The 24,801-nt window shown below is 68.1% G+C and carries 26 protein-coding genes; 14 read left to right on the top strand and 12 right to left on the bottom strand.

The features are described 5' to 3' along the window. Positions 1–7: 7 nt before the first annotated feature. Positions 8–1,762, top strand: coding sequence for a ThiF family adenylyltransferase (locus CMO28_RS24855; protein ID WP_296718580.1), 1,755 nt, complete (start codon positions 8–10; stop codon positions 1,760–1,762). Further along, positions 1,737–2,201 (top strand): Mov34/MPN/PAD-1 family protein, encoded by a 465-nt coding sequence (locus tag CMO28_RS24850; protein ID WP_296718577.1) that lies wholly within the window; start codon positions 1,737–1,739, stop codon positions 2,199–2,201. Before CMO28_RS24855 ends, CMO28_RS24850 begins: the two co-directional genes overlap by 26 nt. Positions 2,202–2,441: 240 nt before the next feature. Here CMO28_RS24850 and CMO28_RS24845 read toward each other — a convergent pair whose 3' ends face one another. Beyond that, the gene (locus CMO28_RS24845; protein WP_296718575.1) at positions 2,442–3,692 is read right to left on the bottom strand and encodes a multidrug effflux MFS transporter; all 1,251 of its coding nucleotides are present in this window, start codon (positions 3,690–3,692) and stop codon (positions 2,442–2,444) included. Then, positions 3,679–4,119, bottom strand: a complete 441-nt coding sequence (locus CMO28_RS24840) for an OsmC family protein (protein WP_322111412.1) — start codon at positions 4,117–4,119, stop codon at positions 3,679–3,681. Before CMO28_RS24840 ends, CMO28_RS24845 begins: the two co-directional genes overlap by 14 nt. 211 nt (positions 4,120–4,330) lie before the next feature. Here CMO28_RS24840 and CMO28_RS24835 point away from each other — a divergent pair, with 211 nt between their 5' ends. Together CMO28_RS24835 and CMO28_RS24830 are read left to right on the top strand one after the other, a co-directional pair. Beyond that, positions 4,331–5,263 (top strand): PhzF family phenazine biosynthesis protein, encoded by a 933-nt coding sequence (locus CMO28_RS24835; protein WP_296718571.1) that lies wholly within the window; start codon positions 4,331–4,333, stop codon positions 5,261–5,263. Positions 5,264–5,478: 215 nt separating this feature from the next. Continuing rightward, a complete protein-coding gene (locus CMO28_RS24830) occupies positions 5,479–5,754 on the top strand; it encodes a hypothetical protein (protein WP_014745630.1) in 276 nt (91 codons plus the stop codon). Between the two features lie 225 nt (positions 5,755–5,979). Here CMO28_RS24830 and CMO28_RS24825 read toward each other — a convergent pair whose 3' ends face one another. Then, the gene (locus tag CMO28_RS24825; RefSeq protein ID WP_296718567.1) at positions 5,980–7,449 is read right to left on the bottom strand and encodes a L,D-transpeptidase family protein; all 1,470 of its coding nucleotides are present in this window, start codon (positions 7,447–7,449) and stop codon (positions 5,980–5,982) included. After that, complete coding sequence (locus CMO28_RS24820) at positions 7,446–8,585, bottom strand: patatin-like phospholipase family protein (protein ID WP_014745628.1); 1,140 nt, start codon at positions 8,583–8,585, stop codon at positions 7,446–7,448. Before CMO28_RS24820 ends, CMO28_RS24825 begins: the two co-directional genes overlap by 4 nt. 557 nt (positions 8,586–9,142) lie before the next feature. Between CMO28_RS24820 and CMO28_RS24815 the strand changes: the two genes are divergently transcribed. Both CMO28_RS24815 and CMO28_RS24810 read left to right on the top strand, forming a co-directional pair. Continuing rightward, entirely contained in the window at positions 9,143–10,075 is a 933-nt protein-coding gene (locus tag CMO28_RS24815; RefSeq protein ID WP_296718563.1) for a DMT family transporter, read from the top strand. A gap of 217 nt (positions 10,076–10,292) precedes the next feature. Beyond that, positions 10,293–11,798 (top strand): EAL domain-containing protein, encoded by a 1,506-nt coding sequence (locus tag CMO28_RS24810; protein WP_296718560.1) that lies wholly within the window; start codon positions 10,293–10,295, stop codon positions 11,796–11,798. A gap of 55 nt (positions 11,799–11,853) precedes the next feature. On the opposite strand, the gene recQ is transcribed toward CMO28_RS24810, so the two are convergent. From recQ to phnF, 6 genes are all read right to left on the bottom strand, one after another. Next, entirely contained in the window at positions 11,854–13,716 is a 1,863-nt protein-coding gene (gene recQ, locus CMO28_RS24805) for a DNA helicase RecQ (RefSeq protein ID WP_062762865.1), read from the bottom strand. 54 nt (positions 13,717–13,770) lie between these two features. Further along, positions 13,771–14,250 (bottom strand): peptidylprolyl isomerase, encoded by a 480-nt coding sequence (locus CMO28_RS24800; RefSeq protein ID WP_062762839.1) that lies wholly within the window; start codon positions 14,248–14,250, stop codon positions 13,771–13,773. Between the two features lie 282 nt (positions 14,251–14,532). Beyond that, the gene (locus CMO28_RS24795; RefSeq protein WP_296718556.1) at positions 14,533–14,775 is read right to left on the bottom strand and encodes a type II toxin-antitoxin system ParD family antitoxin; all 243 of its coding nucleotides are present in this window, start codon (positions 14,773–14,775) and stop codon (positions 14,533–14,535) included. Between the two features lie 195 nt (positions 14,776–14,970). Then, entirely contained in the window at positions 14,971–15,849 is an 879-nt protein-coding gene (locus CMO28_RS24790; protein WP_296718555.1) for a hypothetical protein, read from the bottom strand. 119 nt (positions 15,850–15,968) lie between these two features. Then, positions 15,969–16,544 carry a peptidylprolyl isomerase gene (locus tag CMO28_RS24785; RefSeq protein WP_014745620.1) on the bottom strand — a complete coding sequence of 192 codons (576 nt, stop codon included), beginning with the start codon at positions 16,542–16,544 and terminating at the stop codon, positions 15,969–15,971. Positions 16,545–16,718: 174 nt separating this feature from the next. Then, a complete protein-coding gene (phnF, locus tag CMO28_RS24780) occupies positions 16,719–17,486 on the bottom strand; it encodes a phosphonate metabolism transcriptional regulator PhnF (protein ID WP_296718553.1) in 768 nt (255 codons plus the stop codon). A gap of 174 nt (positions 17,487–17,660) precedes the next feature. Between phnF and phnG the strand changes: the two genes are divergently transcribed. The 8 genes from phnG to phnN are packed head-to-tail and all read left to right on the top strand — an operon-like array spanning position 17,661 to position 24,146. After that, a complete protein-coding gene (phnG, locus tag CMO28_RS24775) occupies positions 17,661–18,170 on the top strand; it encodes a phosphonate C-P lyase system protein PhnG (RefSeq protein ID WP_296718549.1) in 510 nt (169 codons plus the stop codon). Positions 18,171–18,175: 5 nt separating this feature from the next. Continuing rightward, the gene (gene phnH / locus CMO28_RS24770; RefSeq protein ID WP_296718546.1) at positions 18,176–18,805 is read left to right on the top strand and encodes a phosphonate C-P lyase system protein PhnH; all 630 of its coding nucleotides are present in this window, start codon (positions 18,176–18,178) and stop codon (positions 18,803–18,805) included. A 4-nt stretch (positions 18,806–18,809) separates the two neighbouring features. Beyond that, positions 18,810–19,943, top strand: coding sequence for a carbon-phosphorus lyase complex subunit PhnI (locus tag CMO28_RS24765; RefSeq protein ID WP_296718543.1), 1,134 nt, complete (start codon positions 18,810–18,812; stop codon positions 19,941–19,943). After that, on the top strand, positions 19,940–20,878 hold the full coding sequence (locus CMO28_RS24760; RefSeq protein ID WP_296718541.1) for an alpha-D-ribose 1-methylphosphonate 5-phosphate C-P-lyase PhnJ: 939 nt from the start codon (positions 19,940–19,942) through the stop codon (positions 20,876–20,878). The genes CMO28_RS24765 and CMO28_RS24760 overlap by 4 nt, the downstream gene beginning before the upstream one ends. Beyond that, positions 20,875–21,684, top strand: a complete 810-nt coding sequence (gene phnK, locus CMO28_RS24755) for a phosphonate C-P lyase system protein PhnK (protein ID WP_296718538.1) — start codon at positions 20,875–20,877, stop codon at positions 21,682–21,684. Before CMO28_RS24760 ends, phnK begins: the two co-directional genes overlap by 4 nt. Positions 21,685–21,700: 16 nt before the next feature. Continuing rightward, the gene (phnL, locus tag CMO28_RS24750; protein WP_296718536.1) at positions 21,701–22,438 is read left to right on the top strand and encodes a phosphonate C-P lyase system protein PhnL; all 738 of its coding nucleotides are present in this window, start codon (positions 21,701–21,703) and stop codon (positions 22,436–22,438) included. Further along, entirely contained in the window at positions 22,435–23,580 is a 1,146-nt protein-coding gene (locus tag CMO28_RS24745; RefSeq protein ID WP_296718533.1) for an alpha-D-ribose 1-methylphosphonate 5-triphosphate diphosphatase, read from the top strand. The genes phnL and CMO28_RS24745 overlap by 4 nt, the downstream gene beginning before the upstream one ends. 2 nt (positions 23,581–23,582) lie before the next feature. After that, positions 23,583–24,146: a phosphonate metabolism protein/1,5-bisphosphokinase (PRPP-forming) PhnN gene (gene phnN / locus CMO28_RS24740; protein ID WP_296718530.1), complete on the top strand. Its 564-nt coding sequence runs from the start codon at positions 23,583–23,585 to the stop codon at positions 24,144–24,146. A gap of 40 nt (positions 24,147–24,186) precedes the next feature. Here phnN and CMO28_RS24735 read toward each other — a convergent pair whose 3' ends face one another. Beyond that, positions 24,187–24,399 (bottom strand): DUF805 domain-containing protein, encoded by a 213-nt coding sequence (locus CMO28_RS24735; protein WP_296718527.1) that lies wholly within the window; start codon positions 24,397–24,399, stop codon positions 24,187–24,189. After that, positions 24,300–24,761 carry a hypothetical protein gene (locus CMO28_RS24730; protein ID WP_296718526.1) on the bottom strand — a complete coding sequence of 154 codons (462 nt, stop codon included), beginning with the start codon at positions 24,759–24,761 and terminating at the stop codon, positions 24,300–24,302. Before CMO28_RS24730 ends, CMO28_RS24735 begins: the two co-directional genes overlap by 100 nt. Positions 24,762–24,801: the final 40 nt, after the last annotated feature.

Here is a 24,801-nt window from a genome sequence, read left to right as displayed (position 1 = left end):
ATGGGCCATGGACGATCCCGCGCGCTTCCTGCGCGAGCGCGCGGAACTCGATCATCTCGAAGCCGAGGCCGGCTGGCTGAGCACGGCCTGGCGCATGTCCGAGGACGGCTCGATTGCGGTCGATCTCGACATGACCATCCATGGCCGCGTCTTTGCGGGGCGGATGACCTATCCGGCCATGTTTCCGGACTCGCCGCCCTACATCTGTCCGCGGGACAAATCCGAGCGATGGTCCGGCCACCAGTACGGGGCCGGCGGCCCGCTGTGCCTGCAGTGGCGGGCAGACAACTGGCATCCTGACGTGACGGGTGCAGACATGGTGCGTAGCGCACACGAACTGCTGAGCACTGAACAGCATCCCGAGTTGCCGAACACGGTGCCCTCGGCGCACCGCCTGACGGAGGGACAGGACATGCGCGGCGCGGGCCAGCGCTTCGTGGCCACCACCGGGCTACTGGCCACGTGGACTGCGCTCCCTCTATCATCCCGAACCCGGCTGAAATCGGCGATCGTGTACAACCTGGGTGCAGTCGTCATGTTCGCGGGGAAAGTCGCCGACGCGCAGGACGTGCTGCAGGACGTGGTCGACGTTCCGGAAGGTATCGCAACATCGCTTCCGCTGTTCTCGCTGTCCGGCGATGGATGGATCTTTCGTAGCGAAGTTTTCGACCAGCGCCAATCCGTCGAATACGCCGAGGCGTTGGTGCGGGTGCTGGCAGAGGCGGGATTTGCCACCGACGACGTCCTGGTGCAGGAGGCTGGCAAGTACAAGGCGAGAACCATCGTGCTGCTGGGCACGGCGTTGCCGTCGCTGCGGGTGTTCCTGATCGACTCGGGCGAGCAGCCGGAGTTGTTGGAGCACAGGATCGTGTGGCCGACGCCTTCCGATTTCAGGTTGTCGGAGGAAACACAGCGACTGGCCAATGTCCGTGTCGGCATCGTCGGACTCGGATCAATGGGCAGCAAGATCGCGGTTTCATTGGCGCGATCCGGTGTCCGCCGCTTCCTGTTGGTGGACGACGACTACCTCGCGCCCGGCAACATGGTGCGCCACGAGCTGTCTTGGGCCTACGTGGGGACGCACAAGGCACGAGCGGCGCGTGACGCACTGTCACTGATTGCCGCTGGGGTGCAGGTGGATACGCGAACCACTCGTCTCGCCGGTCAGGAGTCAGCGGTGACCGCGGCAGCCGCGCTCAAGGATCTGTCCAACTGCGACCTGCTGATCGATGCCACCGCCAATCCGGAAGTCTTCCTACTGCTGGCAGCGTTAGCGAAGCGGCAGGAAACGCCGCTATGCTGGGGCGAGATATTCGCCGGCGGTTACGGTGGGATGATCGCGCGGGCGCGCCCGGGACGCGATCCGAACCCGTTGGCGGTTCGCGACGCCTACCACGCCTACCTGGCGACCCTTCCCGACGCGCCTTTCAAGAACGCGGCAGGCTACGACGGAACCGAAGAACAACCGTTGGTCGCATACGACAGCGACGTCGGCTTCGTGGCGACCGCGCTGACCCGGCTGGCCATCGATACCGCGTTGTCCCGGGATCCAAGCGAGTTTCCCTATTCGGTGTACCTGTTGGGCATGCGCCGCGAGTGGATCTTCGAGGCGCCGTTCGATACGCGCCCGGTCGCCGTGCAGGGCCAGGGCTGGGAGCGTGGCGAGGACGCCGGAAGTGGCGAGGACAGGCATGCCGTCGTGGAAGCGTTGCTGAGGATGTACGAAGGACAAAAGCGTGCTGACGCTGATCCTGCCGCCTGAGCAGCACGAGTTGCTGCTGGCGGCGCTCCGGAAAGCCGGCCGGCGCGAGATCGGGGGAATCCTGATGGGCGAACATGCCGGACCGAATCTTTTCGTCGTCCGGGAGATGACCGTGCATCGTCGCGGTGCGTTCGCCTCATTTGTGCGAAGGATCGAGGACGCCATCGGAAGGCTGCGCGCATTCTTCCAGCAGACGGGACATGACTACACCCGGTTTAACTATCTTGGTGAATGGCATTCGCATCCATCGTTTGCGCCTTACCCAAGCAGGACAGATGATCTGTCGATGCTACAGATCGTCCAAGACGAAACTGTAGGCGCAAACTTTGCGGTATTGCTAATCGTAAAGCTTGGAGCTGAGGGAGAGCTTGTTTGCACTGCTCATACTTACCTTCCCGATGGTCTCCGGGCGCCTTCCATAGTCAGCACTGAACGGTAGATTCAGAAGGACATAGATGGAGGGCTGTATCCGGCCGATCTGAAACGACCCAATACGATCCGGCTTTCTCTCCTGACGCTCTTATGTGGCCCCTAGCCTACGAAGCCACAGTTCTGCAAAGCAGCCCTGAAAAGAGCTAACCTGCTGTCCCATATGCGGTTTCAAGCCTTATGTGATTTTCACTAAAGACTTGACAGCAGAAATTTTTTATGTGGATCGGGTTTTTGTGCGGGGCGGAACCTATCCGGGGCGGCGCTCTGCGCCCCAGGCGATCCGGGTGCAGAGAAGCGTGCCGACCCCGCAGCCGACCAGCACGAAGACCAGCGGCCAGGCATCGTCGCCGCGGGTCCAGCCGATCACCTGAGAGGCGACGGCGCCGCCGCCCATCTGAAGGAACCCGGCCAGCCCCGCCGCCGCACCGACATTGCCGGTGCCGCCCGCCACCAGCGCGCGGGCGGTGGCATTGGGCAGGATGATGCCGTTGGCGAGCGCGATGCCGGTCATTGGCAGGAAGATGGTCATCGGCGCCATCGGCAGCAGGCCGGCCGCAAGGATCAGCGAGCCGTAGCCGGCAACCGCCGCAATCGCGCCCGCGGCCAGCATGCGCATCGGCCCGACGCGCGAGGCCAGACGCGCGGTGATGATGTTGCCGATCATGTAGCCGCCCGAGGCCACGATATACCAGAGCCCGAATTCGGCCGGGGTGCGGCCCATCAGTTCGATGATCACATAGGGCGCGCCGGCGACGAAGGCGAAGAAGGCGGCGGTGCCGAAACCGGCGGCGCCGGCATGGCCCAGGAAGCCGCGATCGGCCAGAAGACCGCGATAGGCGCGCAGCATGGGCGCCAGCCCCGGCATCGGCCGGCGGTCGTGATGGGTTTCGGGCAGGCGCAGGGTCACCGCCACGAAGATCGCGGCGGCGATCGAGGTGATGACCCAGAACCCGGCCCGCCAGCCCAGCCATTGATCGACATAGCCGCCGACCGCGGGGGTCAGCATCGGCGCCAGCATCATGGCGAGCGTGACGGTGGCGATCCGCGACGCCGCTTCGGACGGATCATGGCGGTCGCGGATCATCGCCCGCCCCAGCACCAGCCCGGAACAGCCGCCGATCGCCTGCAGCACCCGGCCGCTGACCAGCTGTACGGCATCTTCGGCAAAACCGGCGACGACACTGCCCAGCGCCAGGCACAGCATGCCGAAGATCAGCGGCGGCTTGCGGCCGAAGCGGTCGGAGACCGGGCCATAGATCAGCTGGGCCCCGGCCAGCGCCCCCAGATAAAGGGTGAGCGTCAGCTGGATCGCGGCATCGCTGAGGCCCAGCCCGCGCTGCGCCGCCGGCATCGACGGCACGAACAGGTTGAGCGCCACCGGCCCGATCGCGGTGATGACCACCAGGATCCAGAGCGGCGCGTCGCGACCCGGCCTGCCGTCCGCCGGGCCGCCGACGGCCGCTGCACGCAGTTCGGGCGGTGTGTCAGACCTCGGCATCGCGGGCTGCCGCTGCCGGCCGTATCTCGAAGACGTGCTCGATTTCGGCGGTCTTGCCCATCATGATCGAGGCCGAGCAGTATTTCTCGGCCGACAGCTTGATCGCCCGGTCGACCTTGGCCGGATCCAGCCCGTCGCCATAGACCACATAGCGCACGGTGATCTTCGTATAGACCTTGGGGTCGGTCTCGGCGCGGTCGCCCTCGATCTCCAGCCGGCAGCCCTGGATCGGCTGGCGACCCTTCTTCAGGATCTGGACGACATCGAAGGCGCTGCAGCCGCCCATGCCGAGCAGCAGCATCTCCATCGGCCGGATCCCGTGATCGCGGCCGCCATGCTGGGCGGCCCCGTCCATCACCACCGTATGTCCCGAGCCGCTTTCGCCCACGAACATCATGCCGTCCAGCCAGGACACGCGCGCGGTCATCGTCGTCATCGTCATCCGTCCAATCACACCGGGTCCGTATGGCGGACCATTCATCCCGTCACCCGCATTTTCGGGCGGCTGTCGAGTAAACCACGCTCCCGGTGGCGCGGCCAGCGCGGAAGCTGGCGGGACGGGGTGGCGCGGATCGCGCGGCCGGTGCAAGATCGGCGCGTTCGTCCTGCCTCGCCATCCACCATAAGGGGAGAAGCCCATGTCCGCTGCCGACGTCCCGGGGCGCGCCTTTCTGACGGCCGACGTCTTCACCGATCAGCCCTTCGGCGGCAATCCGCTGGCGGTGCTGCCCGATGCCGACGGGCTGGACGAGGGGGCGATGCAGCGGATTGCGCGCGAATTCAACCTGTCGGAGACGACCTTCGTCCTGCCGCCGACCCGGCCGGATTGCGATCTGCGCTTCCGGATCTTCACGCCCGAAATCGAGCTGCCCTTCGCGGGGCACCCGACCATCGGCGGCGTGCTGGCGCTGGTCCATCTGGGGCGGATCAGCCCCGCCGGTGACGGCAGCCCCGTCCGGGTGGTGATCGAGGAAGCGGCGGGCCCCGTGCCGGTCGACATCCTGGCCGATGGCGCGGGCGGTCTGCCGCGGGCGGTGATGGGCGCGCCGCGCCGGCCCGAGCCGGTAGCCGATGCCCCGGCGCGCGCGGATCTGGCCGCACTTCTGTCGCTGCCGGAGCGTGCGATTGCCGATGGGGCGCTGGTCGCCTCCGCCGGCATGCCCTTCCTGTTCGTGCCGCTGGCGCAGGATGCCGATCTGGACCGCTGCCGGCCGGATGCCGCAGCCGCGGCCCGGCTGCTGCCAGAGGGCGCGCCCTCGCGGCTGGTCTATCCGATGGTGGTGGATCGGGCGGCGCGGCGGGTCCGCGCCCGGATGTTCGGGGCCGCCGCCGGCATCGGCGAGGATCCCGCCACCGGATCGGCGGCGATGGCGCTGGCGGCCTGGCTGGCGGGGATCGAGCCGGTTCTGGTGCCCGGAACCGTCGCCTGGACCATCCTGCAGGGCGAGGCGATGGGCCGCCCCAGCCGTCTGGATCTGGAAATCGATCTGGACCACACCGGGATTTCGGCGGTGCGTCTGTCGGGGCGCGCGGTGATGATGAGCGCCGGCAGACTGATCAGCGGCATATGAGGGTGTGGTCTCAGACACCATACGTCCACAGTATAAACGGACATTTGCTACAGATGCCGCAGTCCTGTTGCTTCTGTGCAACAGAGGCCCGATGCGATGCGGCGCCGTGCGGTCCGCCCTCCGCAGACCGGTGAAACGTGACGGGTGTTGTGCTACGGTCGCCTCGGTACGCATGTGGGTGCGCCACATGCTGCCCAGACAACTGGAGATGTGCCATGACCATGAACCGTATCAAGCGCGTTGCGCTGCCCCTCTTCGGCGCCACCGCCCTGATCGCGGTCGCCGGCTGCGCGAACCTCTCGGACGAGGATCGTATGCTCCTCAACGAGGCGAAGGCTGCCGCCACCTCGGCGAAGCAGAGCGCCGACGCCTCGCGCGCTTCGGCCGCCGAGAGCGCCCGCAGCGCCCAGGCCGCTGCCGCTTCGGCCGACCGCGCCGAGCGGGCCGCCGAGCGCGCCGAGCGCGCCTTCAGCGCCGGCCAGCGCAAGTGATCGCTCGCGCCGGGTAACCGGCGCGACGGAAACCCCCGGTCGGGCCTGGTCCCGCCGGGGGTTTCGCTTGGCTTCGGTTTCCGCTGCGGCGGAGGACGTCCACCGGAGCCGGGCATCACCGGACGTCGACGAAAAGAAGGGCCGGCGGAGCATCTCCGCCGGCCCTTCTCGTTTTCATGCGCTGATCCGGTCCGCGTTGCAAAGCTGCAACCGGGCCGCGGCGCATCAGTCCGCGACCGGCTGGATCAGCTGCACCGGCGCGCCGCGCGGGATGCGCGTGTCCACCGCCGCCGGCGGCGCCGGCTGGGTGATCGGCGCGGCGGTGGCGGTGACGGCCGGGATGGTGGCGGTCGGAAGGGCCGCAGGGGCCGGCGTCGCCACCGGCTGCACCACCCGGGCCTCGGCTGCGGCGCGGGCAGCCGGCGAGACGCTCAGCGTTACCACATTGGCGGGCTCCGCCGGCCGGGCGATCGGCTGGGCGGGCTTCAGCTCGGCCGGGAAGGTATGGGCGGTCAGCGGGTCCTTGCGCGGATCGACCGCGGGCTTCGGCAGGCCGTCGGCCGCCGGCTGGGGGGCGGCGGTGGCCGAAACCGGCGTCATCCGCGCCGGCCCGCCGTCTTCTGCCGGCACCGACTGCTGGCCGGGCAGGGTCTTTTCCACCGGCGTGCGCGTGGGGTTGATCGGCAGCGCCGCCAGTTCGGGGATGGTGCCGCCGCCCAGGCTGACCTTCACCGGCAGGCCGGTGCGCTCGATCACGGCGCGGGTCACCGCTTCCCAATCGACCTTGATACCGGCCTTGGTCGCGGCGGCGGCCACCTTGGGCTCCACCTCGGGCATGGCTTCGGGGGTGAAGCGGCCGACTTCCTCGATCTGATCGACCTGCAGCTGGGTGGGGTGAACCTCCAGATAGAGCTGGCCGTCGATCACCTGCACCTTGGCCGGCTGGTCGATCACCGTCACCTTGGTGCCGCTTTCGGTCATGCCGAACAGCTTGATGATGTCTTCCGGATAAAGCCGCACGCAGCCCTGGCTGACCCGCCGGCCCACGCCATAGGGGCGGTTGGTGCCGTGGATCACATAGTTCTGCCAGCCCAGATTCATCGCATGCGTGCCCAGCGGGTTGTTCGGGCCGGGGCCGACGAAGGCGGGCAGGTTGGGGTTGCGGGCACGCATCGACGGCGTCGGCGTCCAGGTCGGCCCGTCGCGCTTCATGGTGACGCGGGTCACGCCATAGGGGGTGGCGAAGCCTTCGCGGCCGATGCCGATCGGGAAGCTGAGCGGCGCCCCGCCGCCCTTCGGGAAGTAATAGAGCCTGAGGTCGCCCATATTGACCACGATGCCTTCGCGCGGCACATCGGGCAGCAGATGGGCGGCCGGCACCGTGATCTTCGTGCCTTCGCCCGGCAGCCAGGGCTCGACGCCCGGATTGGCCGCCAGCAGTTCGACATAGCCGATGCCCAGCGTGCGGGCCAGATCGACCAGCGTGTCTTCATGCTTCGCGGTCAGCGTCTCGATCCGGCCGATGATGCCGCGCGGTCCCTGGGGCACGGGCTTTGCCGCCGCCGCCTTTTGCGCGGCGGCCCCCGTGGCGCCTGCGGCAACGCCTTGGGCCTGGGCAGGCATGGCGGCGCCGACCGCGGCGGCGATCAGGGCGGCGGCGGTCAGATGTCGGAGAGCGGCAGGGACCGTGGTCACAGGAATTTCTCCACAAGGTCGATGCTCGACCGCTTGCCGACCAGATCGGCATTGGCGGTCAGCCACGTGTCGGCAGAGGCGCGGCCGATGTCGCGAAGATGCAGAATGAAGTCCCGATCGGCATTCATTTTAGAGAAACTGCCCAGCGGCACCATCTCCTGTTCGCCGTCGATCCAGTGAACCCGCATGCGCTTATAGCGCTGCGGATCCAGGCGGTTCTCGTCGAGCAGGCGGGCGACGAAGCCGATCGCGCGCATTTCCCGCATCAGCGACGAATTGAAGCTGATCTCATTGACGCGTTCCCAGATCTCGGTCGCGGTCTTGGGGATCTCGTCGCGATTGATCGGGGTGACCTGCACGATCACCACATCGGCGCTGCGGGCGCCGTAGATCAGCGGAAAGATCGCCGGATTGCCCATATAGCCGCCATCCCAATAGGCATCGCCGTCCATTTCGACCGCCTGGAAGACATAGGGCAGGCAGGCGGAGGCGAGCAGGGCTTCGGCGGTGATGGCCTCGTTCTCGAACACCTTGATCTTGCCGGTGCGGACATTGGTCGCGGACACGAACAGCTTCATCGCCCCGCATTTGCGCACGGCATCGAGGTCGATCGCTTCCGAGACCACATCGCGCAACGGGTTGATGTTGAGCGGGTTCAGCTGATAGGGCGACAGCACCCGGCTGGTCAGATCGAACAGCATCCGCGCCGGGCTCATATCCATGTTCCAGCCGCCCATCAGCCGGTCGAGCAGGGTGCGGCGAAGCGGGCTGTAGCGCCCGGCCTCCATCACCGCTTCCCACAGCCGGTTCAGGGCGTCGCGGGCGCCCTGGCGGCCGCCGGTCGCAAAGCCTGCGACCAGGGCCGCCCCGTTCAGTGCCCCGGCGCTGGTGCCGCTGACGGCTTCGACGCCGAAACGGTCGTCTTCCAGCAGCCGGTCGAGCACGCCCCAGGTATAGGCGCCATGCGATCCGCCGCCCTGGAGCGCCAGTGTGATCGGTCGGGTCTTTGCGGGAGAGCGCGCCTCGCGCTCGGCATGGGTCTGCGGGCGGTGCCGGGCATCCGTCACCTGCGCAGTGTCACCCACCGGATCGTCGACATGGTCTCTGACCCGGCGGTCGGGCGCGCGGTCGGTCATGCGGTCGTTCCTGCCCCTCATCGTCCCGGAAACCGCCGGAACCCGGGTGCCGCATTGCGGCACGAAAGCTGACCCAAGCGATATAGGCGCAGACGGGGGGTCGTGCAAAGTCTGCTGGTGAGCCCGCGCCCGGAATGCCACGGGTTGTGGCTGTGCCGCAACCATCGCGGCCCCGTCATTTCCCCCAAAAAAAACGGCGGCCGCGCAATGCGGCCGCCGCGAGAGGCGACAGGGTTGAGGCTTGCTGGAGAGCGTGCGTCCACTCGGCCTGGTCGGCGTCGCGGTCAGGGTCGATTGCCGGGCGAGGCATATCGACCGCTCACCATCGGGATGATCATGCCCCGGCAGACCGTGCTCTGGGCGTGTCAAAACCCCGCCCGCTGTGACCTTGAAGAGACATCCGCCAGCCGCCGGTCGCGTCCGGCGCTGATTCACCGATCATACGTTTGCTTGACGCCCTGGTCGGGCGCGGCCCAGGATCACCCGTCGCCGCGGCGGATGATGGCCATGCAGGCGCCCAACAAGCAGGCAACCAACAGGATCGGGAGGAGAGACCCATGGAGGGCAAAGGGGCGATGCGGGCAGAACCCGCCGGCGCATCGGACAGCGACAGGCGCGGGCCGTTCCAGAGTGGGGTTCTGCAGGTTCTGACGGTCGCGGCGATCTGGGGGGTCAATTTTCCGATCGCGAAATCGGTACTGGATCAGATGTCTCCGCTCGCCTTCTCGGCGACCCGCTATATCACCGGCGCGGTGTTGCTGCTGATTCTGCTGCGGCTGCGCGGCGTGCGTCTGCATCTGCAGCGGCGCGATATTCTGCCGCTGATCGGGCTGGGGCTGGTGGGCATCACCGCGTTTCAGGGCTTCTGGGCCACCGGCCTGCACATGACCAGCGCGTCGAGTGCCGCGATCGTGATGTCGGCCGCGCCGATCTTCGGGGCGATCTTCGGCCATCTGACCGGCCAGAAGGCGGGGCCGCGGGCCTGGGCCGGCATTCTCGTCGCCTTTGCCGGTGTGGCGCTGGTGGTCAACAACAGCCTGACGGGGCTTCATCTCGAAACCGGTGATCTGGCCGGCGATCTGGTGATGCTGGGGGCCGCCGCGGCCTGGGCGCTGTATTCGGCGCTGTCGCGCCACCTGCTGGCGCGGCTGGGCGCCCTGGCGGTGACCGCCTGGACCATGCTGTTCGGCGCCCTGGCGCTCTGTCTGCTGGCGCTGCCGGGGCTGGCCGATCAGCCCTGGGCGGCGCTCGGGGCCGCCGATTGGGCCGCCTGGGGGTTCAGCGTCGTCTTCGCCTCTGCCCTTGCCTTCGTCTGGTGGTACGAAGGGATCGCCCGGCTGGGTGTCGCCCGGGCCATGGTCTTCACCTATCTGACCCCGGTGATCGCGGTTGCGGTTGCGGTTCTGCTGCTGGGGGAAGAGCTGACCCTGGCCCGTCTTTTGGGTGCAGCTGTGGTTATTACAGGTGTTCGCCTTGCGCGGCGCGGATGAATAATGGATTTCGATTGGTTTTTAAGAAAATTCTCCATAAATTCCATTGCCTGCCTCTGTACGTTCCGGCATCTATACATATACACTCCCAATCGCGAGCCACTGGGTTGCAGGATGCAACGGTGCTCGATCCGGGGGCGAGGGGTTTAAGGTGTCACTGCTGTCGCGGGGTCTTTATGGATGGATCGATCGGACGGGGGCTCGCCGCAGCTGGCTGATGCCGCTTCTGTTCGCCGCGGCCCTGGCCGGGGCGGCGCTTGCGCTCGCGGGCGGAGAATTCGTCGCCCGGCGAATGTCGGATGCGACGCTTGAGACACATCTGACCGAGATGGTGGCCCGATCGGACGAGATCGCCGACGAGGCGGCGCGGATGCTGGTGGCCGCCAACACGGATATGGCGGCCGCCTGTTCCGAGCTCGATCTGGCCCTGCTGCGCGAGCGGATCTTCGTTTCGCGCTTCATCCGCGATGTCGGCCGGCTGGATGGGGACCGGATCCTGTGCACGGCAGCCTGGGGGCAGCTGGACCTGCCGACCCCGCTGGATCCGCCGGATTACGAAGCGCCGAGCGGCTCGCGGGTCTGGACCGCCTCCCGCAATCCGGCGGCCCGGCGCATCACCACCGACATGGTCAGTCTCGGTCGGACGATCGTGTTCATCTCGGATGCCGCCTACGACTTCATGCGCGATGAAGGTCGGCTGGTTTTCAGCTATGCCCGCAGCACCGGCCGGGTTTTCCGCACCGGCGACGGCACGCCGACCCGCAGCCTGAACGTGCGCCCGACGGCGGGCGGGGTGTTGCTGGAAGGCCGCATCTATCCCGCCGCCTGCTCGCGACGGTTCGATATCTGCGTCGCCATTGCCTCGGGTGATCGCGGCATGCTGGGTCAGCCGATGCCGGTGGTCGCAGGGGTGGGGCTGCTGGGGGCGCTGGCCGGTGCCGCTTCGGCCCTGGCCATGACCCAATGGCGCCGGCCGGGCGGGTCGATCGAACAGGATCTGCGCCGGGCGCTGGCCGCCGGGCGTCTGCGGCTGGTCTATCAGCCGGTGGTACGGGTCCGCGACGGGGGGGTCGTGGGGGCCGAAGGGCTGATCCGCTGGGACCGGCCCGATGGCGGCGAGATCCCGCCCGATATCTTCGTGCCGGTTGCTGAACGGACGGGGTTGAGTGGCGAGCTTGCCCGCTATGTCCTGATCCGGGCGCTGGATGAAATGGCACCGCATCTGACCGGGCCGGGCGATTTCCGCCTGGCACTCAACGTCACCACCATGGATCTGCTCGATCCGGACATCTTCGATCTGCTGGAGACGGAGACCCGCCGGCTCGGCATCGCGCCCGAGCGGATCGCGCTGGAGATCACCGAGCGATCGACCGCGGAATATCAGCAGCTGGCGCCGGCGGCGGCCCGGTATCGCCACCGCGGCTATCGCATTCATATCGACGATTTCGGTACCGGCTATTCCAGCCTGGCCCATCTGGGCGAGCTGCCGGTGGATGCGATCAAGATCGACCGGCTGTTCACCCGGGCGATCGGCACAGGTGCGATCAGCGCCTCGATCGTGCCGCAGATCTTCACGCTTGCGGGCCTTCTGGGGGCCGAGGTGATCGTCGAGGGCATCGAGACTGAGGCCCAGGCCTGCCATCTGGCGGTGGAACATCCCGATGCGCTGGGGCAGGGCTGGTTCTTCGGCCGGCCGGTGCCGGCCAGAGACTTTATCACCTGAACCGGGATTTCATCGCCTGAACCGGGATTTCATCGCCGGATCGGCCCCGGGCGGGTCAGAACCCGTCGGCGACCGTCTCCGGATCCTCGCCCTGCAGCACCGCCAGGAAGGCGTCGCCATAGCGGCTGAGCTTGGTGGAGGCGACACCCGGGATTTCGGCCAGCGCGCGTTCGTCCAGCGGCCGGTTGCGGGCCATCTCGACCAGGGTCGCGTCGTGGAAGATCACATAGGGCGGCACGCCCTGGGCGCGGGCAAGCGCCAGGCGCAGCCGGCGCAGCGCCTGGAACATGGTCTCGTCCTCGCCCGCCAGGCTCGGGCGTTCGGGCCGGCTGCGGTCGCGGGCGGGGCCCCGGCCGCGGCGACGCGGCGCCGGGTCTTCGCGCAGCGTCAGGCTGGTCTCGCCGCGCAGCAGCGGCCGGCAGGTCTCGTTGTCGCCCAGCCTGAGCCCGCCATGGCCGGCGGTGTCGACCACCAGCAGGCGATGGGCGACCAGCTGACGGAACACTGCTTTCCAGCCGCGCTTGTCCAACTCGCTGCCGATGCCGAAGACGCTGAGCTTGTCATGGCCGAACTGGCGGACCTTGTCGGTGGTTGTGCCGGTCAGCACGTCGATGACATGGGCGGCGCCGAACAGCTGGCCGGTGCGATACACCGCCGACAGCGCCTTCTGCGCGATGACCGTGCCGTCGAAGGTGCGGGCCGGCTCAAGGCAGGTGTCGCAATTGCCGCAAGGCTGCGTGCCGTGCTCGTCGAAATAATCCAGCAGTACCTGACGCCGGCAGCGCGTGGTCTCGCAGAAGCCGACCAGGGCATCGACCTTGCGCCGCTCCACCCGTTTCTGGGTGTCGGCCGCTTCCGACGCCTCGATCAGCTGGTAGATCCGGGCGATGTCGGGTGTGCCGTAGAGCATCAGCACTTCCGATGCCAGCCCGTCGCGGCCGGCGCGGCCGGTTTCCTGATAATAGGCTTCCAGCGATTTCGGCAGGTCCAGGTGGATGACGAAGCGCACATCCGGCTTGTCGATGCCCATGCCGAAGGCGATGGTCGCCACCATCACCAGCCCGTCTTCCTTCAGGAACCGGTCCTGGTTACGGGCGCGGGCATCCTTGTCGAGCCCGGCATGATAGGGCAGGGCGTCGATGCCCTCGGATGTCAGCCAGGTTGCGGTCTCTTCCACCTTGGCCCGCGACATGCAGTAGATGATGCCGGCCTCGCCCTGATGACGATCCAGGAAATCCTTGATCTGCTGGCGCGGCGTCTCTTTGGGCGCCACGCGGTAGCGGATGTTGGGGCGGTCGAAACTCGACAGGAACACCCGGCCCTGGCCAAGGTCCAGATGGGTCTGGATATCGGCGCGGGTGGGGGCGTCGGCGGTGGCGGTCAGCGCCACCCGGGGGACATGACGCCACTGTTCGTGCAGCACCGTCAGCCGGCGGTATTCCGGCCGGAAGTCGTGGCCCCATTGCGAGACGCAATGCGCCTCGTCGATCGCGAACAGCGCGATCTCGATCTCGTCGAGCAGGCGCAGGAAGGGTTCGGTCAGCAGGCGTTCAGGGGCGACATAGACCAGGTCGATCTCGCCCCGGCGCATCGCCTGCTCGATCGCCATCGCCTCGCGGAAGGGGATGGTGGAGTTGAGTGCGGCGGCGCGCACGCCCAGCTGCCGCAGCGCCTCCACCTGATCCTGCATCAGCGCGATCAGCGGCGAGACCACGATGCCGACCCCCGGCCGGCAGAGCGCCGGGATCTGGTAGCAGAGCGACTTGCCGCCGCCGGTCGGCATCAACACCAGGGCGTCGCCGCCCCGGGTGACGTGGTCCACGATCTCGGCCTGAAGGCCGCGGAACGCCTTGTAGCCGAAGACCTCGTGCAGGACTTCGGCCGGGTCGCGCGTCGCGGCCTTCGAACCGGTCGTGATGTCCGGGGCGTTGCCGCCCCCGGACGTGGTGTCTGGCGTATCCAAGGTTGCGCGTCAGCCCTGGATGTCGGCCTTGACCTTCAGGCTCTTGATCGCATCCGGCTTCCGCGGCGGCTCGCCACGGGCGATCTTGTCGATCGCCTCCATGCCCTCGACCACCTCACCCCAGACGGTGTACTGGCCGTCGAGGAAGCGGGCCGGGGCGAAGCAGATGAAGAACTGGCTGTCGGCGCTGTCCGGATCGGGGGTGCGGGCCGCACCGATCACGCCGCGCTCGAACGGGGTCTTGGTGAACTCGGCCTTGAGCTTCTTGCCCGAACCGCCCCGGCCGGTGCCGGTGGGGTCGCCGGTCTGGGCCATGAAGCCCTCGATCACGCGATGGAAGACGATGCCGTCATAGAAGCCTTCGCGCGCAAGTTCCTTCATGCGGGCGACATGGCCGGGCGCGAGGTCGGGACGCAGGCGGATCACCACCGTCCCGTGGTCCAGGGTCATCACCAGCGTGTTCTCGGGGTCGAGCGCGGTGTCGGTCATGAGCGGAGGGCTCCGTAACGGGTGGTCGGAAGGATGTGGATGCAGGATCGTCAAAAAGCCATACGGCACCACCCGCAACCGGGTTCACCGCTGACGCGCCCCATCCTAGCCCGATCATCCGCCGATGCGAGCGAAAAAGCCGGGGGGGTGAAAAAGGCGGCGGCGGTGAGGTGTGCCATCGCGGGTATGGGCGGCGGACTGCGCCGAAAGGTCCGGATATAGAAGCCACTGTTCTCCGACCCCGCAGGGCGAGATCAGAGAGATTGACCGCCATTCAGACGATCAGCTCTTGAAGGCATCAGGCTCGAACCCTCGCGGGTCAAAGTCGGCAAAAGCCCCACTCTCCGCCGCAGCAGCGGCGGTCCCAAGCTCGGCTTTCAACGCATAAAACTGCCGGGCGCCGTCCTCCTGCATCAGCAGGCGGATCCCGGCGCGCACCACTTCACCAAGATCGGCGTAGCTCCCTGATCTGATCAGGCCGTCGACATAGTCCTGCATCGATTCCGTCAGATGAATGTCGGACATGATCGCACCTCTCTTAGGTCCGATCATATCAGCTGCGAGCGCAGGGGCAAACGAGCGGCCTGCTGCAGACTGTCCGCCCCCGACCGGCACTTGCCGGCCCGGTAGCGGGGCGCACCCCACAAAAAACGGGTGACCGCCTGAGGCGATCACCCGTCGTCGTTCTGACCGGCTGAAAGCCGGTCCGTATCCTGCAGGTCAGGCTGCCGGCAGCAGGGCCTGGATCGGCCAGGCTGCGGCTTCCGCCGTGGGGCGGGCGACCAGCAGGCGGGCGCGGTAGAAGCCGTCGATTTCGGCACCGCCGGTGTCGATGCCGAAATCGGCCAGGCGGTCGAGCGCGGCGGTCTGCTCACTCTGGTCGTGGAAGCGGCGGTGGCGGAAGGTCTTGGAGCTGTGCTCCACCGCATAGCCGTGATCGGCCAGCATCTCTTCAAGGGCGTGCGTGTCGACGGTGCGCACCGGCATCGACAGCACCCAGGGCTTGCGGCCGTCCTCGGCCGCCGAGATCAGCTTGGAGATGGTCGCCTCGCCGACATAGCCCATGCCGCCGGCCTCGACGATCACGTCGGTATCGGCCGCCCAGCGGGCCAGCTCGGCGCTCGGCGCGTCGTTCTCCAGATCCTCGACGAAGGCCCGTTCGATCAGGCCGACGGTGCGGGAATAGCGCAGCGCATTCTCGGCCACGTCGACACCGGCGATGCGGTGCTGGGCCGCCGCCTTGCGACGCTGGAGCATGTTGCGGTCATAGGCGATGCGGCCCGCATCGTCGGGCTGGGCCGCGCGCTTGGGGTCGGTATAAAGCCGATGCAGCGTGCCCGGCTGCAGGTCGTGGTTCAGCATCATCGGCAGCGCGCCGTAGCCGCTGCACAGATCGATCAGCTTCAGCGACCCGCGGCCACGGGCCACCGCCAGGCTGCCGAGCAGCGAGCGGTAGAAGCCTGCGGCGATCTCGGGGGTCTGGTAATCGAGAGGTGCCAGGCGCTGCCAGTACGCTGCCGGATCCGAGAGGTTGTACACATCATCGAACATGGCCTTGCCGGGGCCCCAGAGACTGGTATCGGGACGGCCGCTGTTCATGGGAGATCCTCCTTGCATGTTGATCCGGAAAGTCTGCTGCATCACCTATCAACTTCGAGTTGATAAACGGACAGATGGAACGGTCCGCGGCGGCCTTTCGGGCCGCCGCGGCTGTGGGATTACTTCGGGGCTGCGTCGGCCAGGACCTGCATCTTCTCGATGCGGTCGGGGCGCCGCGGCGGTTCGCCGGGCGCGATGCGGTCGACGAGATCCATGCCTTCGATCACCTCACCCCAGACGGTATAGCTGCCGTCGAGATGGCCGGCACGGTCGTAGCAGATGAAAAACTGGCTGTCGCCGCTGTCCAGATCGCTGCTGCGGGCCATGCCCACGGTGCCGCGCCGGAAGGGCGTGTTCGACAGCTCCGCCTTCAGCTTCTTGCCCGAGCCGCCACGGCCGGTGCCGGTGGGATCACCGGTCTGGGCCATGAAGCCGGGAATAACGCGGTGGAAGACCACGCCGTCATAGAAACCCTGCCGGGTGAGTTCCTTGATCCGCGCCACATGGCCCGGCGCGATGTCCGGGCGCAGGCGAATCAGGACCTTGCCTGACGCAAGGGTCATGACCAGGGTGTTCTCGGGGTCCGGTGCCCCTGCGGGGGCCGGATTGGTCTGGGCCAGGGCGTTTCCTGCGATACCCGTGGCAGCTGCGGCGCCGGCAAGAATGCCGAGGGCCGCGCGTCGGCTGATCGTCACCAAGCGAGGGGTCCTGATCATGGTCGTTGTGGCGGGTTCGACGGAAATATAGGGGATCGGCGCGCCGAAACCAACCCGTGGACCGAAATTCGCTGCAGGGATCTGCCGTAAGTGGCTGAGTTGGCGGTGAAAATTCTCCGGCGTCACGCCATGGTCGGCGCGGGCGCCGGCGATTTACATTGATGTCGATGCATCGGTTCTGTCGGTGGCATCCGGGTTGCGCGGGTCGGTGACGATCTGCACCCGATCGCCGGCAAAGAGGGTGATGCCGTATTGCACCGGCCGGCCATTTACATCGACGTCGATGTATTCCGTCTTCAGCACCGGCCGGTTGGGCGGCTGGCGCAGCAGCCCGGCCTCTTCGGCAGAGGGCATGCGCGCGGTGATGCGGGTGCGGCCGCGGGTATAATCGTGGATGTCGAAGCGGGTGAGAGCGAGGGTCATGGAGGGCGTCTCGCGGAACACCTCGTCGATGCCGCGGAAGCGTTCGAACTCCAGGTAATGCCGCCCCAGGCTGACCGGCACGTTGTCGGCGAAAGAGAGGGTGGTGAGATAGATCAGCGGCGCGCCTTCCGCGACGCCCAGCCCCTCGGCGACGCGGCCGGTGGCGGCGACGGCGGCTGCCTCCAGCAGCATGCCGGCGGGGCGCCGCTCCTGCGCTTTCAGATTGGCGCTGAAGCGGGTGCGCGGGCCCAGGGCATAGTCCATCACGTTTTCATGCACGAAAGTGCCGCGGCCCTGTTCCACGCGGATCAAGCCGCGGGTCTTCAATTCGCGGATCGCGCGGCGGACGGTGTGGCGGTTGGCCCCGAAGCGTTCCGCCAGCTGGTGTTCGGTGGCGAGCTGGGCACCCGGCGTCATTATACCGCGCTGAATCTCGTCGGCGAGCACCCGTTCGATCTGCCGCCAGAGCGTCACCCCCGGTTCCCGGTCGATGGCCATCCGATCCCCCTTCTGGTCCTGCTGCGGTACCGCAGCGTCATGCAAACGTCACCCTCCCGGGCTTGCCCTCGGGCGGTGATGGAGGCATCATGCCCATGAGAGATACGGATGTCTATACAAATATACCAAGTTGTCGACATCCACTTCGACGCGGGTACGGAAGGAACAAGTCCGATGACGATGACGGCGGAGATGGCCGGCGGCACGGCGGAAATGGCCGGTGGCACGGCGGACCAGGCGGCGCGCAGGCACTGGCTGGCGGTGTTGGCCCGTGCCGATCGCGGCCGGTTGCAGGCGGCGCTGGATGATCTGCCCGGCGGCCGGGCCGGTGTGCTGGCGGGGGCCGTGGCCCTGCGTCGCCCGGAAACCGGTCTGGCCATGGTCCGCGGCCGCGCGGGCGGGGCAGGGGCCCGGTTCAATCTGGGCGAGATGACCGTCTCGCGCGCCGTGGTGCGGCTGAAGGACGGCGAGGCCGGGGTCGGTTATGTCGCCGGGCGCGACCGGGTGAAGGCCGAACTGGTGGCGGTTCTGGATGCGCTGCTCCAGACCGGGTCCCACGGCCCGCAGCTGATGCGCGACCTGATCGAGCCGCTGGCGGCCGAACAGGCAGCGGCCCGGGCCCTGGCCTCACGCAAGGCGGCGGCGAGCCGGGTGGAGTTCTTCACCATGGTCCGCGGGGAGTGACACGGATGAGCCTGAGCCCTGACATGCCGGCGGCGGCCCCGCTCGCCAGCCTTGCCCCCGGCTTCCCCGACCCGGTCGGCGATGCCCAGACCACCTTTCGCGCCGTGCTGGACGCCATGGCCCGCCCCGGCCGTATCGCCAGGGTGACGGCGGTGCCGGGGTTGGACCGGCCGCTGTCGCGCGCCGCCGCCGCCGTGCTGCTGGCGCTGGCCGATCACGACACCCCGGTCTGGCTGGACCGGGTCTCGGCCCCGGCGCTGCCCTATCTGCGCTTTCACACCGGCGCGCCGCTGGCGGTCGCCCCCGACAAGGCCGCCTTCGCGGTGATCTGCGATCCCGAGGCGATGCCGGCGCCCGATCGTTTCGCCCTCGGCACCGATGCCTATCCCGACCGGTCCACCACGCTGGTGATCGAGGTCGAGACGCTGTCGGCCGGGGCGGCGGCCGGCTGGCGGCTGGAAGGGCCCGGCATCGATGGGGCGGCGCATCTGGCGGTGACCGGGCTGCCGGCCGGCTTCGTTGCCGCCCGCGCCGCGCTGGCGCCGCTCTATCCCCGCGGTCTGGATATCGTGCTGACGGCGGGCGACCGGCTGGCGGCCCTGCCGCGCACCACCCGCATCACCCCGGAGGGCTGATCCGATGTATGTTGCGGTCAAGGGCGGCGAGGCGGCGATCGCCAATGCCCACCGGCTGCTGGCGGAAGACCGCCGCGGCGACCCGCAGGTGGCGGAGCTCGGCGTCGACCAGATCACCGGCCAGCTGGGCCGGGCGGTCGACCGGGTGATGACCGAAGGCTCGGTCTATGATCCCGAACTCGCCGGGCTCGCCATCAAACAGGCCCAGGGCGACCTGGTCGAAGCGATCTTCCTGCTCAGGGCCTATCGCACCACCCTGCCGCGCTTCGGCGCGACGGAGCCGGTCGATACCGCGCGCATGGCGATCGCCCGGCGCATCTCGGCCACCTTCAAGGATCTGCCGGGCGGCCAGGTGCTGGGCTCGACCTTCGACTATACCCATCGCCTGCTGGATTTCGGCCTGCTGGCGGGCGGCAGCGCCCCGGAACCGGTTCTGCCGCTGGCCGAACCGCTGGACGACGCCATGCCGCGGGTCACCGATCTGCTGAACCATGAAGGGCTGATCGAGCGCGAATTGCCGGTGGCCGACGAGGACGAGGAGACGGTGCCCGACCTCACCCGTGAGCCGCTGGACTTCCCGGCCGACCGGGCGCTCCGGCTGCAGAGCCTGGCCCGCGGCGACGAGGGCTTTCTGCTGGCGCTCGGCTATTCGACCCAGCGCGGCTATGCCAACAGCCATCCCTTCGCGGGCGAGATCCGCATCGGCAAAGTCGCCGTCGAGATGGTGCCCGAAGAGCTGGGTTTTGCGGTCGAGATCGGCGAGATCGAGCTGACCGAATGCCAGATGATCAACCAGTTCCGCGGCACGGCTGCGGCGCCGCCGCAATTCACCCGCGGCTACGGGTTGGGCTTCGGCCAGGTCGAACGCAAGGCCATGGCCATGGCGCTGGTCGACCGGGCGATGCGCGCGCGTGAGCTGGGCGAGGCGGTGATGGGCCCGGCGCAGGACCCGGAATTCGTGCTCTACCACGCCGACAATGTCGAAGCCTCGGGCTTCGTGCAGCATCTGAAACTGCCGCATTACGTCGACTTCCAGTCGGAACTCGACATGGTCCGTCGCCTGCGCCGTGCACATGGTGAACGGCAGGTTCAGGACGATCGGGACGCCGAAGACCAGAACAGGGATGCGGCAGAATGACCTCCCCCGCGACGACCACCGTTCTTGCCGCTGACGCCGATGGCAGCAGCGTCGATGGCTACAACTTCGCCTATCTGGACGAGCAGACCAAGCGGATGATCCGCCGGGCGATCCTGAAAGGCGTCGCCATCCCCGGCTATCAGGTGCCCTTCGCCAGCCGTGAAATGCCGCTGCCCTATGGCTGGGGCACCGGCGGCATCCAGGTGACCGCCGCCGTGCTTGGCCGGGACGACGTGCTCAAGGTCATCGACCAGGGGGCGGACGATACCACCAATGCGGTGTCGATCCGCCGCTTCTTCGCCCGCACCGCCGGGGTGGCCACCACCGAGCGGACGCGTGAGGCGACCATCATCCAGACCCGCCACCGCGTGCCGGAAGCCCGGCTGACCGAAGACCAGATCCTGGTCTATCAGGTGCCGATCCCCGAGCCGCTGCGCTGGCTGGAGCCGCGCGAGACCGAGACCCGGCGCATGCACGCGCTGGCCGAATATGGCGCGATGCATGTGAAGCTCTACGAAGACATCGCCCGCCACGGCCGCATCGCCACCACCTATGACTATCCGGTGATGGTGGCGGGGCGGCATCTGGCGCGGCCGTCGCCGATCCCCAAATTCGACAACCCCAAGCTGGACGATGCGCCCTTCCTGCAGCTGTTCGGCGCCGGGCGCGAGAAGCGGATCTACGCGATCCCGCCGCACACCACGGTGCGCAGCCTGGATTTCGAGGACCATCCCTTCGACGTGGAAGGCTGGGACCGGCCCTGCGCGCTCTGCGGCGCCACCGACAGCTATCTGGACGAGGTGATCGTCGACGACCGGGGCGGGCGGATCTTCGTCTGTTCCGACACCGATCACTGCACCAGCCGGCGCGAGGCCGGCCATGAGGGGCCTGGCATGGATGCCCCGTTCCATCCGGGCGAGGAGGGCGCGCGATGAACGCGATCGCAAAGGCCGCAGAGACCCTGTCCCCCGCCCGGCCTCTGCTGGCGGTGGAGGGGCTGGAGAAGCGCTATGGCAGCGCCATCGCCTGCACCGACGTCTCGTTCCGGATGTGGCCGGGTGAGGTGCTGGGCATCGTGGGCGAGAGCGGATCGGGCAAGACCACACTGCTCGGCATGCTGTCGGGCCGGATCGAAGCCGATGGCGGCCAGGCGCTCTATACCGACCGCGCCGGCGCCACACATGACGTGGTGACCATGGGCGAGGCCGAGCGCCGCCGGCTGGCGCGCGAGGAATGGGGCATCGTCCACCAGAACCCGCGCGACGGGCTGCGGCTGGATGTTTCCGCCGGTGCCAATGTCGGCGAGCCGCTGATGGCGACGGGCGCCCGTCATTACGGCCGGATCCGCGACCGGGCGCTCGACTGGCTGGGACGGGTGGAAATCGACGGCGGGCGGATCGACGACCTGCCGCGCACCTTTTCCGGCGGCATGCAGCAGCGCCTGCAGATCGCCCGCAATCTGGTGATCGGTCCCAGGCTGGTGTTCATGGACGAGCCGACCGGCGGGCTCGACGTCTCGGTGCAGGCACGGCTGCTCGACCTGATCCGTGAACTGAACGAGGATCTGGGCCTGTCGGTGCTGATCGTCACCCACGACCTGGCGGTCGCCCGCCTGCTCGCCGACCGGCTGATGGGGATGCGCCGCGGCCGGGTGGTGGAACAGGGGTTGACCGACCAGATCCTCGACGACCCGCAGCACCCCTATACCCAGCTGCTCGTCTCTTCCGTGCTCCAGGTCTGATCCGATGGTGACCCCGATGACGCAAGATTTCGCCGGAACGGCGACGCCGGTTGCGGATGGCTGGAGCCTGAAGGCCGAAGGCATCTCGAAGACCTTCGTGCTTCACACCCAGGGCGGCGTGCGGCTGCCAGTGCTCGATCGGGTCGATCTGGAAGTGGCGCCCGGCGAATGCGTGGTGCTGGACGGCCCTTCCGGGACCGGCAAGAGCACCCTGCTTAAAACCCTCTATGCCAATTATCTGGCCGATCAGGGCCGGGTTCTGGTCCGCCATGGCGACGAGGTGGTCGACATGTGCAGGGCGGAACCCCGCGAGGTGCTGGATGTCCGCCGCCGGACCATGGGCTATGTCAGCCAGTTCCTGCGGGTGATCCCGCGTGTCGCGACCCTCAGGATCGTCGCCGAGCCGTTGCGCCGGCGCGGGGCAGGGGCGGCCGAGGCGGAGGCGCGCGCGGCCGAACTGCTGACGGCGCTGAACCTGCCCGAACGGCTGTGGTCACTGCCGCCGGCCACGTTCTCGGGCGGCGAGCAGCAGCGGGTGAACATCGCCCGCGGCCTGGCCGCCGGCCATCCGGTGCTGCTGCTGGACGAGCCGACCGCCTCTTTGGATGCCGGCAATGTCGATGCGGCCTGCGGGCTGATCGAAGCCGCCCGCAGCAATGGTGCCGCGATCGTCGCCATCTTCCACGACCGGGCGGTGCGCGACCGCCTGGCGACCCGCCTTCTGCCCCTCACTCCCGCCGGAGCCGCCGCATGACCGCCCAGACCATCCTGACCAATGCCCGGGTGGTGACGCCCGAAACCGTGTTGCCGCGGGCGACCGTGGTGGTCGCAGAGGGCCGCATCGTCGAACTGGCCGAAGGGGTTTCGGGCCTTGCCGGCGCGATCGACCTTGAGGGCGATCATCTGATCCCGGGACTGGTGGAGCTGCACACCGACAATCTGGAGCGCCATTTCGCGCCGCGGCCGGGGGTGCGCTGGCCGTCGCTGCCGGCCGTGCGGGCACATGATGCGGAACTGGCCGCGGCCGGCATCACCACGGTTTTCGACGCCGTGACCATCGGCGATCTGAAGCAGGGCAACCGGGCGCGCGATCTGGCCGACATGATCGAGGCGGTGGCCGATGCCAAGGCCCGCGACCTGCTCCGCGTCGACCATCTTCTGCATCTGCGCTGCGAGATCGCCCATGAACGGATGCAGGCCTTGGTCGAGCCGCTGGTCGGTCATCCGCTGACCGGCATGCTGTCGATCATGGACCACACCCCCGGCCAGCGGCAGTTCGTCGACGAGGCGAAATACCGCGAATACTACATGGGCAAGCATGGTGTCAGCGCCGACGAGATCGAGGAGATGATCGTCAACCAGAAGCGCATGCAGGCGGAATACGCGCCCGCCAACCGCGCCTATGTGGTGGCGCAGGCGCGGACCCGCGGCTATGCGCTCGCCTCTCACGACGACGCCACGGCCGATCATGTGGCCGAGGCCGAGGCCGATGGCTGTTCGGTGGCTGAGTTCCCGACCACCATCGAGGCGGCGCGCGCATCGAAGGCCGCCGGCATGGCGGGGCTGATGGGGGCGCCCAATCTGGTGCGGGGCGGCTCTCATTCCGGCAATGTCTCGGCCCGGGCGCTTGCCGAAGCCGGGCTGCTCGACGTGCTGTCGTCGGATTACGTGCCGGCGAGCCTGCTGCATGCGGCCATGATGCTGGCGGATGTGGAGGGGGTGGGGCTGGCGGCCGCTATTCGCACCGTCACCGACATTCCGGCGCGCGCGGTCGGGCTCAAGGATCGCGGCCGGATCGCGGCCGGCGCGCAGGCCGATCTGGTGCGCTTCGCCGTGGTCGACGGCCATGTGCCGCTGATCCGGAACGTGTGGCGGCGCGGCCGGCAGGTGCTCTGATCATGGCTGCGGCCGAAGCTGAGACCGGGGGCCTGCTCTGCCTGGTGGTGGGGCCGTCGGGCGCGGGCAAGGATACGCTGATGGAGCGCGCGCGGGCCGAATTGGCCCCGCGCGGCCGTCATCTCTTCGTCCGGCGTGTGATCACCCGCCAGGCCGATGCCGGGGGCGAGGATCACGAGCCCGAAACCGTCGCCGGCTTCCAGGCCCGGGCGGCGGCCGGCGACTTCCTGCTGCACTGGCAGGCCCACGGCCTTTGCTATGGCATTCCGGCGACGGTTGCGGCGGCGCGGCGCGACGGGATGACGGTGGTCGCCAATGTGTCGCGTGCGGTGCTGGACGATGCCCGGCGGCGGGCGGCGCCGGTCAGGATCGTGGTGGGCGATGCCCCCGATGCGGTGCTGGCCGAACGGCTGGCCGCCCGCGGCCGGGAGACGCCGGAGGATATCCGGCGCCGCCTGGCCCGGGCCCGGGCGGAGATGCCCGCAGGACCTGATGTGGTTGTGGTCGACAATGGCGGTGCGCTGGACGACGCCGTTGCCGCCTTCGTCCGCGCGATCGACGGCTGACGGCTGCCGGTCGTCTGTATGCGTCGGCCGCCGATATGTATCAGTAGCCGGTGTGCAGAGGGTCGGGACCGAACCGGTTCGGCCCCTCGGTGCCGCGCAGGAAGCCGATCTCGACCAGCAGCCAGATCCAGCCGATCAGCGGGATCAGCATGATCAGCTGAAACCAGCCGCTGCGGCCGCGATCATGGCAGCGGCGGGCGCCGATCGCGAGGCTGGGCCAGATTGCGGCCAGAGAGAACAGTCCGCTGAACAACCCGCCCCGGTTTCGGCATTGTAGGTGCCGAGGCCCACATCGAGCAGGGTCAACAGGATGCTGATCACGAAGACCGGCAGGATCAGATACAGCCAATAGGGCTTGCGGGTGGTGCGGCCGCGGAACGAGAAATAGAACGCCCACCACGAGAAGCCGTCCCCGACCCGCGCGGCGGCCGGCGCCTGGACCGGAAAGATCGCCTGGGCCATCTGGCCCTCGGGGTGGAAATCGACCGGAACACCGCTTTCGGGGCGGATGACGCTTCGCCATTCGGTGCCCGAAAATTCATAGCGCAGGCCGTCTTCGCCTTCGATGGCGCCCGTGCCCGTCCGGCTGTCGAAGCCGATGACCTTGCCCTTCATGGAAATTCTGCCTTCGGATGCGGTAGGGGGATGTCGCGCT

The sequence above is a fragment of the Tistrella sp. genome (assembly GCF_002684955.1).
GTDB lineage: Bacteria > Pseudomonadota > Alphaproteobacteria > Tistrellales > Tistrellaceae > Tistrella > Tistrella mobilis.
The sequence above is the reverse complement of the archived record's forward strand: the minus strand, read 5'-3'. Positions and strand labels throughout refer to the sequence as shown.